We start from the raw sequence: 10318 nt of genomic DNA, 5'->3' as shown, positions 1-10318 counted from the left end.
CTCGACGACCAGGCCGAGACGGTGCTGCTGGGACTCGCGCGCGGCGCCGGCGCGACCAGCCTGCAGGGGATGGCCGCGGGCGCGGATCTCGACGGCGTTCGCCTGCTGCGCCCGCTCCTCGACGTGCGGCGGACGACGACGCGCACGGCGTGCGCAGCCGAGGGCCTCGACCCGTGGGACGACCCGCACAACGCCGATCCCCGCTTCGCGCGGGTGCGCGTGCGCGAGAAGGTGCTGCCCGTGCTCGAGGCCGAACTCGGCCCAGGCATCGCCGAGGCGCTCGCCCGCACGGCCGCGCAGCTGCGCGAAGACGCCGACGCCTTCGACGAGATGATCGACGAGACGATCGAAGACATCGTCGAGCACGCCGAAGCCGGCATCTCCGTGTCGGTCGCGGCCCTCGCGGCGAACCCCGCCGCGCTGCGGAACCGCATCATCCGTCACGTGGTGGCGAGCGAGTTCCACCAGAGCCTCGCGCGGTCGCAGACGCTCGAGGTGGCGCGCCTCGTCACCGACTGGTCGGGCCAGGGGCCGATCGACCTTCCCGGATGCCGCGCTCGCCGCGTCGGCGGACGCATCGAGTTCACCGCACGCTGACCTGCGGGCACGCGTGGGCGCATGCTCACCGGCGCGCGTGCCCCGGATGAGCATGGGGAATTGTCCCCTCCGGGCCACAGCCCGCACCCGGATAGGGTGGGGCGATCATGGCAGACGTCGAGTTCGCAGACTCAGATTTCGCCGAGGCGGTCCTGAACCTGCAGGAGGCGGGCGACGCCCCGGCCGACGGGTTCTGTCCCGCCTTCGGCGCCCTCGGGTCGCCGGTCGTCGAGTCCGCCCTGGGCGATGTGGACGCCGTCATCCGTCACGCCATGAGCGCGCTCGCCGGCGTCGGCCACGACCTCTCGGTGGACGTCGACACCGTCCACACCGAGCTGCGCGCACTGGACGCCCAGCTGGCCGGGGCCCCGGGATGACGCTGCCGGGCCTCGCGGCCGACCCCGGCGAGGGCAGCGTCGACGGGATCCGCGATCTCGCCGGGTTCTTCCGCGCCCGAGCCGGTGCCGAGCGCGACCGCAGCACCCACGCGCACAGCGCGCTGCGCGCGCTCACCCCCGTCACGGCCGTCAGCGTGGACGCGCTGCGGCCGCGCATCACCGTGGTCGTCGGCCGCTTCAGCGACGTCGCGGACGCCGCCGACGAGGCCGCAGGGGTGCTCGACGAGTACGCCGACGCGCTGGCCGACCTGCAGCGCCGCGCTGCGTCGGCACTGGATGAGGCCGAGTCCGATTACGCGGCGATCCAGACGCGGCGTTCCATCGCGCTCAACGCCGCGTCGGAGTTCGTCGTGGGCTGGGCGCTGGAGTGGGACGACGTGCTCCCGTCGTGGCTCTATCTCGACGACCCGTCGCTTATCGACCGCTGGCAGGGGGCGATCGACGACTACCGCGGCTCGCGCGACGCCTACAACGCGCTGCGCGACGAACGCGACCAGCTCGACCACGACACGGCCGCGCGGCTGTCGGGCATCCCGCTGATCGCCGAGATCACCCACGACGGTGTCGTCGGTGCCGGAGGCTTCGTCGCCGCGACGGCGCTGTGGGCCGGCGACACCGACGCCGTGACGGCCGAGCAGATCGCCGCGCTCGGCGACCCCGAGCTCATCAGGCAGGTCTGGGACAGCCTCGACCGGGCGGAGAAGGATGCGCTGATCGCCGCGTCGCCTCACGTCATCGGCAATCTCGACGGCATCCCCATCGGCGACCGCGTCGCCGCCAACCGCCTCAACATCGAGGACGAGATCGCCGCCCGCGAGGCCGAGATCGAACGGCTGGAACGGCTGCGCGACGCCGCAGTGGACCGCTCCTACTACGGCCAGGGCTCGGTCGAGCAGGTGTACGACGACCTCATCGCCGAGCAGCAGCGCCTGATCGACTATTACCAGGGTCTGCTGACGCAGGAGATCCAGGTCGTCGACGAGACCGGGGCGGTGCGCACCGAGACCGGCGCCCGGGTGGTGGTCTTCGACCCGTCGCATCAGGCCATCGCGACGTATCACGGGCCGCTCGACCCGGTGACCGGCGACATCCCGTCATGGGTGCGCTCGGTCGCCATCTCGGTTCCCGGCACCGGATCGAACATGACCGACTTCGGCGACGACCGCGCCGCCGACCTGCAGGCGGCAGCCGGCCCCAGCACCGCGGTGTTCCAGTGGGCGGGCGGGGCGTTCCCGCAGTCCATCCCCGAGGCGATGAGCACGTCGTACTCGCACGACCTCGCGCCGCGGCTGCGCGACTTCGCCGCAGGCATCGCCGTCCCCGGCAGCGCGACGCTGACCGTGCTCGGCCACAGCTACGGCGGCGCGGCCGTCGGGCTCGCCGAAGCGGCGGGGCTGCGCGCCGACCGGGTGCTCTACGTCGCCGCAGCGGGCATGGGCGACGGTGTCTCGGGAGTGGACGACTTCCCGCATACTTCAGACGTGCCCCACTACGCGATGATGAGCCGCAACGACATGGTCGTCGGACTCATCCAGGGCCGCGAGGGCGACCTGCACGCCCTCCACGGGCAGTCGACGCTCACCGCCGACGGGGTCACGCGCCTCGAGACCGGCGTGATCGACGCCACACGCGCCGACAGCGACGACATCGAGGACTACAACGTCCCGGGAAACGGCACTCCGTCGGCGATCGACAGCCACAGCTCGCTCTACACGCCCGGCTCGACGGCGTTCGAGAACATGGTCGCGGTGATCACCGGCGGGCAGGCCGAGGTGTACGCCGAGAACGAGATCATCGTCGCAGGTGGGCAGCCGATCACGATCGACGGCATCGACCGCGACGACTACGAACCCGTCTACACGGAGGTCGACTGAGCCGTGCGCCGACTCCTCGCCGCCGTCGCCGTCGCCCTCTTCGCCTTCGCCCTGGGAGGATGCAGCATGACGCCCGAAAGCCGGCTCGACGAGTACCAGACCGAGGCGGACCGCCTCCTCACCGAGACGATCGGCCTGATTCCGGCGGACCTCGATCCCCAGTCCGGCTTCTCCGAGTCCGAGCCGAGATACGCTCCCACCGAGGGAGCGGCGTCGGCATCCGACGCCGCCTGGTGGCAGGCACGCGAGAACCTCAACCTCGCGGCGGAGACGGATGCCTCGGCCGACGCCGCCGCGGCGATCGCCGCCGGGCTCACCGCCGACGGGTGGCGTGAGTCGACGGTGCGCGAGACCGAAGGCGGCGCCCGCATCACAGACGGGTTCCGCAAGGACCTCGACAGCGGCGAGTGGTACATCGAGGTGACGTGGGTGCAGACGCGGCCGGAGATGGCCGAGGTCGTCGAGGTGCTCGTGGTCAGCCCGCAGACCGTCCGTGGCGCCGACGCCTCCGGCACGTAGACTCATCCCCATGCGCGCGGCCGACGTCTCCAGCGACCTCACGGAAGTCCTCGTCACAGAGGAGGAGATCCGGGCCAAGCTCGACGAGATCGCGGCGCAGGTCGACGCGGACTACGCGGACGAGGATCTGCTGCTGGTCGGCGTCCTCAAGGGCGCGGTCATGGTGATGGCGGACTTCTCCCGTGCGCTCACGAAGCACATCACGATGGACTGGATGGCGGTCTCGTCGTACGGCGCCGGCACCAAGTCCAGCGGTGTCGTGCAGATCCGCAAGGACCTAGACACCGACATCCTCGGCAAGCACGTGCTGATCGTCGAGGACATCATCGATTCGGGCCTCACCCTCAGCTGGCTGCTGGAGAACTTCGCGGCCCGCGGCGCGGCATCCGTCGAGGTGTTCGCACTGCTCCGCAAGCCCGAGGCGGCCAAGGTCGAGGTGCACTGCAAGTACGTCGGCTTCGACATCCCGACGGAGTTCGTCGTCGGCTACGGCCTCGACTACGCCGAGAAGTACCGCAACCTCCGCGACGTCGCGGTGCTCGCACCTCACGTCTACTCGTAGTCAGCGGGTTTCGTCTCTGCGTTTCGTCTCGCTTCGCTCGCTCAACGACCGTCGCTCGCTCAACGACCGGTCGTTGGGCGAGGGAGGAACGACCGAGACGAAACGCCCTGGACTCTGGGATTACGCCCGGGGCGAATGCACAGTCGACGCCTAGGAAGCGCGCGATACCCTGATTCAACCGTCGACGGGCGCTCTCCTGTCCTCGATGGCACGTCGACGAAAGGGGTCGGGCTCTCGCCCGCGCCATGGACTTCAAGAAGATCACCCGCAACCCGCTCTTCTACGTCCTGCTGATCGGGGTCTTCCTCATCGTGGGGTTCTCGCTCATCTCGAGCCTGAACGGTGCGAAGCAGATCTCCACGCAGGAGGGTCTCGAGCTGCTCTCCGGTGAGACCGTCACCGAGGTCGTCAACACCGACGGCGATCAGCGTGTCGACATGAAGCTCTCGAAGGAGTACGAGGGCGCGACCGACGTGCAGTTCTACTACGTCACCGCCCGCGCCGCAGAGGTCGTCGACGCGGTCAACGCGGCCGACCCCAAGGACGGGTTCAACGACGCGGTGCCGCGCGCGACCTGGTTCGACGGATTCCTGTCGCTCCTTCTCCCGATCCTGCTGCTGGGCCTGCTGTTCTGGTTCCTGATGTCCAGCGCGCAGGGCGGTGGCAGCAAGGTCATGCAGTTCGGCAAGTCTCGGGCGAAGCTCGTGACGAAGGAGATGCCGCAGGTCACCTTCCAGGATGTCGCGGGCTCCGACGAGGCGATCGAAGAGCTCGAAGAGATCAAGGACTTCCTCAAGGACCCGTCGAGGTTCCAGGCGGTAGGCGCCCGCATCCCGAAGGGCGTGCTGCTGTACGGCCCTCCCGGAACAGGCAAGACGCTCCTGGCCCGCGCCGTCGCGGGAGAGGCCGGCGTGCCGTTCTACTCGATCTCGGGTTCGGACTTCGTCGAGATGTTCGTCGGCGTCGGCGCGAGCCGTGTACGCGACCTGTTCAACAACGCCAAGGACAACTCGCCGGCCATCATCTTCATCGATGAGATCGACGCCGTCGGCCGCCACCGCGGCGCCGGCATGGGCGGCGGTCACGACGAGCGCGAGCAGACGCTCAACCAGATGCTCGTCGAGATGGACGGCTTCGACCCCAAGGTCAACGTCATCGTGATCGCGGCGACCAACCGCCCCGACATCCTCGACCCGGCTCTCCTGCGTCCCGGCCGCTTCGACCGTCAGATCGGCGTCGACGCGCCCGATTTCAAGGGCCGCAGGAAGATCCTCGAGGTGCACGGCCGCGGCAAGCCGCTGGCCGACGGCGTCGACCTCGAGGTCGTCGCCCGCAAGACCCCCGGCTTCACCGGTGCCGACCTCGCCAACGTGCTGAACGAGGCCGCCCTGCTCACCGCGCGCTCGAACGCGCAGCTGATCGACAACCGCGCGCTCGATGAGGCCATCGACCGTGTGATCGCCGGCCCGCAGCGCCGCACCCGCGTGATGAAGGACAAGGAGAAGCTCATCACGGCGTACCACGAGGGCGGTCACGCGCTCGCCGCGGCGGCGATGAACCACACCGACCCGGTCACGAAGGTCACGATCCTCCCGCGCGGCAAGGCGCTGGGCTACACGATGGTGCTGCCGCTCGACGACAAGTACTCCGTCACCCGCAACGAGCTGCAGGACCAGCTCACCTACGCGATGGGCGGCCGCGTCGCGGAAGAGATCGTGTTCCACGACCCCACCACGGGTGCGTCGAACGACATCGAGAAGGCGACCAACATCGCCCGCAAGATGGTGACCGAGTACGGCATGACCGGCGACATCGGACCGGTCAAGCTCGGGCAGTCGTCGGGCGAGGTGTTCATGGGCCGCGACATGGGTCACGGCCGCGAGTTCTCGGAGCGCATCGCCGAGCGCGTCGACACGCAGGTGCGCGACCTCATCGAGCAGGCCCACAACGAGGCCTACGAGGTGATCAACGCGAACCGCGACGTGCTCGACAAGCTGGCTCTGGAGCTCCTCGAGAAGGAGACGCTCGACCACCTGGAGCTCGCCGAGATCTTCAAGGACGTCAAGCGTCTTCCGCCGCGCCCGCAGTGGCTGTCGAGCGAGCAGCGCCCGCCGTCGACCCTGCCCCCGATCGACGTGCCGCAGCGCCGCGACGACGCGGGCCTCGCCGCGAGCGTCGAGGCCGAGCAGCCGGCCGCCGAGAAGGCGCCCAAGCGTCGTCCGTCCGGACAGGCGCGCCCCGCGACCGCGTAGGCTCGGCCTGTGGCCGTCGACCGTGAGCGCATCGCCGCGCTCGTGCGCGAGCTGCTGGAGGCGATCGGCGAAGATCCCGAGCGCCCCGGACTGAGGCAGACGCCCGAGCGCGTCGCCGACGCGTACGCCGAATTCTTCGCGGGAGTCGGAGAGGATGCCGCCGCCCCGCTCGCGCGCACCATCTCGGTGTCGCGCGGGCCCGCCCCCGACACGCTGCCGTCCGGTGCGGTCATGCTGCGCGACATCCTGTTCCGCTCCGTGTGCGAGCACCACCTGCTGCCGTTCCGCGGCCACGCGCATCTCGCGTACCTGCCCGGCGAGCAGGTCGTCGGGCTCGGAGCGCTGCCGAAGGTCGTCGAGATCCTCTCGTCGCGACCTCAGGTGCAGGAACGTCTCGGCGAGCAGATCGCCGACGTGATCGCGGCATCCCTCGACGCGCGCGGTGTGCTGGTCGTCCTCGAGGCGACGCACGAGTGCGTGACGATGCGCGGCGGGCGCCAGCCCGACGCGTCGACCGTCACCATCGCCGCACGCGGCGAGCTGGCAGAGCCCGCGGCGCGTGCTGAGCTGGTCGCGCTGATCGGCGCCTCGCGGTCCTCGGGGATCCGCGGATGACGCTCATCATGGGCATCGTCAACGTGACGCCCGACTCGTTCAGCGACGGCGGACGCTACCTGGATGCCGCGGACGCGGTCGCGCACGGGCTGCGGCTGCGCGCGGACGGCGCCGACCTGCTCGATGTCGGCGGCGAATCGACGCGCCCCGGTGCGGAGCGCATCGACCCGCGCGTCGAGCGTGAGCGCGTGCTCCCCGTCGTGCGGGCGCTCGTCGACGCTGGCGTCGCCGTCAGCATCGACACCATGAACGCGTCCACCGCGGTCGCCGCCGTCGAGGCGGGGGCGCGCATCGTGAACGACGTGTCGGGTGGCCTGGCCGATCCGGAGATGCTCGCGGCGGTCGCGGCCACGGACGCCGACATCGCCCTCAGCCACTGGCGCGGACACTCGACCGACATGTACGCGCGTGCCCAGTACGGCGACGTCGTGGATGAGGTCGTCACCGAGCTCCGCGCCCGCGTCGAGGCGGCGGCAGCCGCCGGCATCGCTCCATCGCGCGTGATCCTGGACCCGGGCATCGGCTTCGGCAAGAAGGGCGCCCAGAACTGGGCGATGCTGCGCGGGCTCGACCGCCTCGTCGGCGTCGGGCCGCGCGTGCTGCTCGGCACGAGCCGCAAGAAGTTCCTCGCCGAGGCGCTCGCCGACGACCCCGCCGATGCCGCAGAGGCCCGCCGGGATCTCGCGACGGCGGTGACGAGTGCGCTCGCCGCTCAGGCGGGAGCATGGGCGGTACGCGTGCACGATGTCGCCGGCACGCGCGATGCTCTCATCGTCGCTCGTGCCTGGGAGGAAGGAAGCCGATGGACTTCATCGACGAGATCACGCTGACCGGTGTCCGCGCCTTCGGGTACCACGGCGTGTTCGCCGACGAGCGTCGCGAGGGCCAGGAGTTCGTGATCGACGCGACCCTCTACGTGAGCACGGCGCAGGCGGCGGAGTCCGACGACGTGGCCGACACAGTCCACTACGGCGAGGTCGCCGAACGCATCGTCGAGCTGGTCGGCGCCGAGCCGCTGAACCTCATCGAGGGTGTCGCGGCGCGCATCGCCGACGACCTGCTCGCGCGCGACGGCGTGAAGATGGTCGCCGTCACCGTCCACAAGCCCCAGGCGCCCATCACGGTGCCGTTCGCCGACGTGTCGGTGACGATCCGGCGGGCCCGGCGCGAAGTGCTCGTCGAGACGGGGGCCGTGTGAACCGCCGTCTGGCTCAGGGCTTCGACGGCGACGTCGAGCGTCATCCGCGCGGACCCGTCGAGGCCGTCGTCGCCCTGGGGGCGAACCTGGGCGAGCGCGCCGAGACGATGACGGCCGCGATCAAGGACCTGGCCCGCGTGCCGCTCGTCGACGCCGTGCGCGTGTCGGAGCCGATCGAGTCGGTCGCGATGAAGCCGGACGGGCCGGATGCCGCCGCGCCGGCGTATCTGAACGCCGTGGCGATCGTCACCACGCGCCTGGCCCCGTCGGTGCTGCTGGGATACCTCCACGCGATCGAGCAGCGGCACGGCCGCGTGCGCTCCGCGGCGCGCACGGCGAGCGAGCCCGGCTGGGAGGATCGCACGCTCGACCTCGACCTCATCGCCTACGGAGACGTCGTCAGCGACGACCCGCGGCTGCTGCTGCCCCACCCCCGCGCCGCCGAGCGCGACTTCGTGCTCGGGCCGTGGCTCGCGGTCGACCCCGATGCCGTGCTCCCGGGCGCGGGTCGTGTCGACGACGCCCTCCGACGGCTGCGTGAGGCGAGGCGGCGATGAAGCGCACCGGTGCCGGCGTGCTGGCCATCTCCGCGATCCTCGGCGTCGCGGCCGGCTTCCTCGTCGACCAGCTCCTGACGTCGGCGGGACGCGCCACGTTCACTCCGGCGGTCACGCTGCCGATCCTCCTCGTGCTGCTCGGAGCTCTCGTCATCGCGCTCGCGATCCCGATCCGTCGCGCCACGCGCGGCACCTCGACCTCGAAGGTCGACCCGTTCCGAGCCGTGCGCATCGCGATGCTGGCGAAGGCCTCGAGCATCGTCGGCGCCGCCATCGGCGGAGTGGGAGCAGGGCTGTGGGTCTTCCTGGCGACCCGGCCCGTCACGCCCTCGCTAGGCTCGTTGGGAGCGGTCATCGCGACGACCGTGAGCGGCGCCCTGCTGGTCGCCGCGGGTCTTGTCGCGGAGCACCTGTGCACCATCCGGAAGGACGACGATGACGAACAGCCCGGAGGCGACGACCCCGGACTCGAGCCCCGCCTCCACGACCACTGAGGCGGGGAGCACGTTCGAGCGGATCGTCGAGCCGCGCTCCGAGAACCGGCTCGCTCTCGAAGGCGGTGTCTGGCACCAGATCTCGCCGAAGTACGTGACGGTGCAGCTGATCTCGACCGGCTCGTTCCTGCTGCTCGTCATCGCGGCGACTCTGGTGCTGACGCTGCTGATGCACCAGCTGTGGGCCTGGATCCCGGGCGGCATCCTCACCGTGATCCTGGCGTGGACCCTGGTGATCCTGCCGCGCCAGGCCCGCTCCATCGGCTACCAGCTGCGCGACGACGACCTGGTGTTCCGCCGCGGCATCCTGTGGCAGCGCTTCGTGGCCGTTCCCTACGGTCGCATGCAGCTCATCGACATCACCCATGGTCCGCTGGACCGGGGCTTCGGCATCGCCCAGCTGAAGTTCGTCACCGCGGCCGCGGCAACCGGCGTCGTCATCCCCGGGCTCGAGCAGTCCACCGCCGAGACGCTCCGCGACCACCTCGTCGAGGTCGCCGAGAGTCGGCGCACGGGTCTATGACCTCGATACCCGGCCCCGTCGAAGGTCCCGGCGCTTCGCCTGGCGTCCCGGGTGCCTCGCCCGGCGTCCCGGGTGCCTCGCCTGGCGTCCCGGGTGCCTCGCCCGGCGTCCCGGGCGCGCCCCCGCCGCAGCTCGTCCGCTCTCCGCTCAGCGACGGCGAGTGGCATCGCCTGCACCCGCTCACGCCGCTGCTGCGCGGCGGGCTGTTCCTGATCGTCGTCATCGGCATCATCTTCGCGAACCTGCGCGATCGCCTCGTGTTCATCTTCCTGCCGTGGCTCGCCCCCGACATCGAGGACGAGGTGGGCGAGTGGGAAGGCGCGGGCGGCGACCCCATCGACTTCATCATCGCGAACAACCTCTACGTGCTGGCCGGACTCGCGGTGCTCGCGGCGCTCATCGTGCTCGTCGCCGTGTTCTACACCTCGTGGCGCTTCCACACGTTCCGCATCACCGACGACGACGTCGAGGTGCGCAGCGGCATCCTGTTCCGCACGCAGCGCCGCGCGCCGCTCGACCGCGTACAGGGCGTCAACCTCACCCGTCCGATGATCGCGCGGCTGCTCGGCATGGCGAAGCTCGAGGTCGTCGGTGCGGGGGCCGACGCCAACGTCAAGCTCGAGTACCTGTCCACGGCCAACGCGGAAGCCGTCCGCGCCGACATCCTGCGCCTCGCGTCCGGGCGTCGCCTGTCGGCGGCCGCCGGGCCCGCGGGCGCCCCCGGCCCGC

13 protein-coding genes are annotated in these 10318 nt (G+C 70.8%); all 13 read left to right on the top strand.

Annotated elements, in window-relative coordinates; translation table 11 throughout:
• Window positions 1-597: tRNA lysidine(34) synthetase (locus VIP82_RS12575; RefSeq protein ID WP_331909066.1), on the top strand; the 597-nt coding region annotated here is incomplete at its 5' end.
• Between the two features lie 107 nt (window positions 598-704).
• Window positions 705-974, top strand: coding sequence for a hypothetical protein (locus VIP82_RS12570; protein ID WP_331909064.1), 270 nt, complete (start codon window positions 705-707; stop codon window positions 972-974).
• On the top strand, window positions 971-2869 hold the full coding sequence (locus VIP82_RS12565) for an alpha/beta hydrolase (protein ID WP_331909062.1): 1899 nt from the start codon (window positions 971-973) through the stop codon (window positions 2867-2869). The genes VIP82_RS12570 and VIP82_RS12565 overlap by 4 nt, the downstream gene beginning before the upstream one ends.
• Before the next feature lie 66 nt (window positions 2870-2935).
• Entirely contained in the window at window positions 2936-3388 is a 453-nt protein-coding gene (locus VIP82_RS12560) for a hypothetical protein (RefSeq protein ID WP_331909060.1), read from the top strand.
• A 10-nt stretch (window positions 3389-3398) separates the two neighbouring features.
• Window positions 3399-3950, top strand: coding sequence for a hypoxanthine phosphoribosyltransferase (gene hpt / locus VIP82_RS12555; protein WP_308866026.1), 552 nt, complete (start codon window positions 3399-3401; stop codon window positions 3948-3950).
• Window positions 3951-4195: 245 nt separating this feature from the next.
• Window positions 4196-6202 (top strand): ATP-dependent zinc metalloprotease FtsH, encoded by a 2007-nt coding sequence (gene ftsH / locus VIP82_RS12550; protein ID WP_331909058.1) that lies wholly within the window; start codon window positions 4196-4198, stop codon window positions 6200-6202.
• A 9-nt stretch (window positions 6203-6211) separates the two neighbouring features.
• Window positions 6212-6817 (top strand): GTP cyclohydrolase I, encoded by a 606-nt coding sequence (folE, locus tag VIP82_RS12545; RefSeq protein ID WP_331909056.1) that lies wholly within the window; start codon window positions 6212-6214, stop codon window positions 6815-6817.
• Entirely contained in the window at window positions 6814-7647 is an 834-nt protein-coding gene (gene folP / locus VIP82_RS12540; protein ID WP_331909054.1) for a dihydropteroate synthase, read from the top strand. The genes folE and folP overlap by 4 nt, the downstream gene beginning before the upstream one ends.
• Window positions 7620-8015, top strand: coding sequence for a dihydroneopterin aldolase (gene folB, locus VIP82_RS12535; RefSeq protein ID WP_331909052.1), 396 nt, complete (start codon window positions 7620-7622; stop codon window positions 8013-8015). The genes folP and folB overlap by 28 nt, the downstream gene beginning before the upstream one ends.
• On the top strand, window positions 8012-8572 hold the full coding sequence (gene folK / locus VIP82_RS12530; protein WP_331909050.1) for a 2-amino-4-hydroxy-6-hydroxymethyldihydropteridine diphosphokinase: 561 nt from the start codon (window positions 8012-8014) through the stop codon (window positions 8570-8572). Before folB ends, folK begins: the two co-directional genes overlap by 4 nt.
• Window positions 8569-9066, top strand: coding sequence for a DUF3180 domain-containing protein (locus VIP82_RS12525; RefSeq protein WP_331909048.1), 498 nt, complete (start codon window positions 8569-8571; stop codon window positions 9064-9066). The genes folK and VIP82_RS12525 overlap by 4 nt, the downstream gene beginning before the upstream one ends.
• A complete protein-coding gene (locus tag VIP82_RS12520) occupies window positions 9008-9589 on the top strand; it encodes a PH domain-containing protein (protein WP_331909046.1) in 582 nt (193 codons plus the stop codon). The genes VIP82_RS12525 and VIP82_RS12520 overlap by 59 nt, the downstream gene beginning before the upstream one ends.
• Window positions 9586-10318: PH domain-containing protein (locus tag VIP82_RS12515; protein ID WP_331909044.1), on the top strand; the 733-nt coding region annotated here is incomplete at its 3' end. The genes VIP82_RS12520 and VIP82_RS12515, both read left to right, overlap by 4 nt.

This window comes from Microbacterium sp. (assembly GCF_036566905.1).
GTDB lineage: Bacteria > Actinomycetota > Actinomycetes > Actinomycetales > Microbacteriaceae > Microbacterium.
This window is presented reverse-complemented; position numbering and strand designations above follow the sequence as displayed.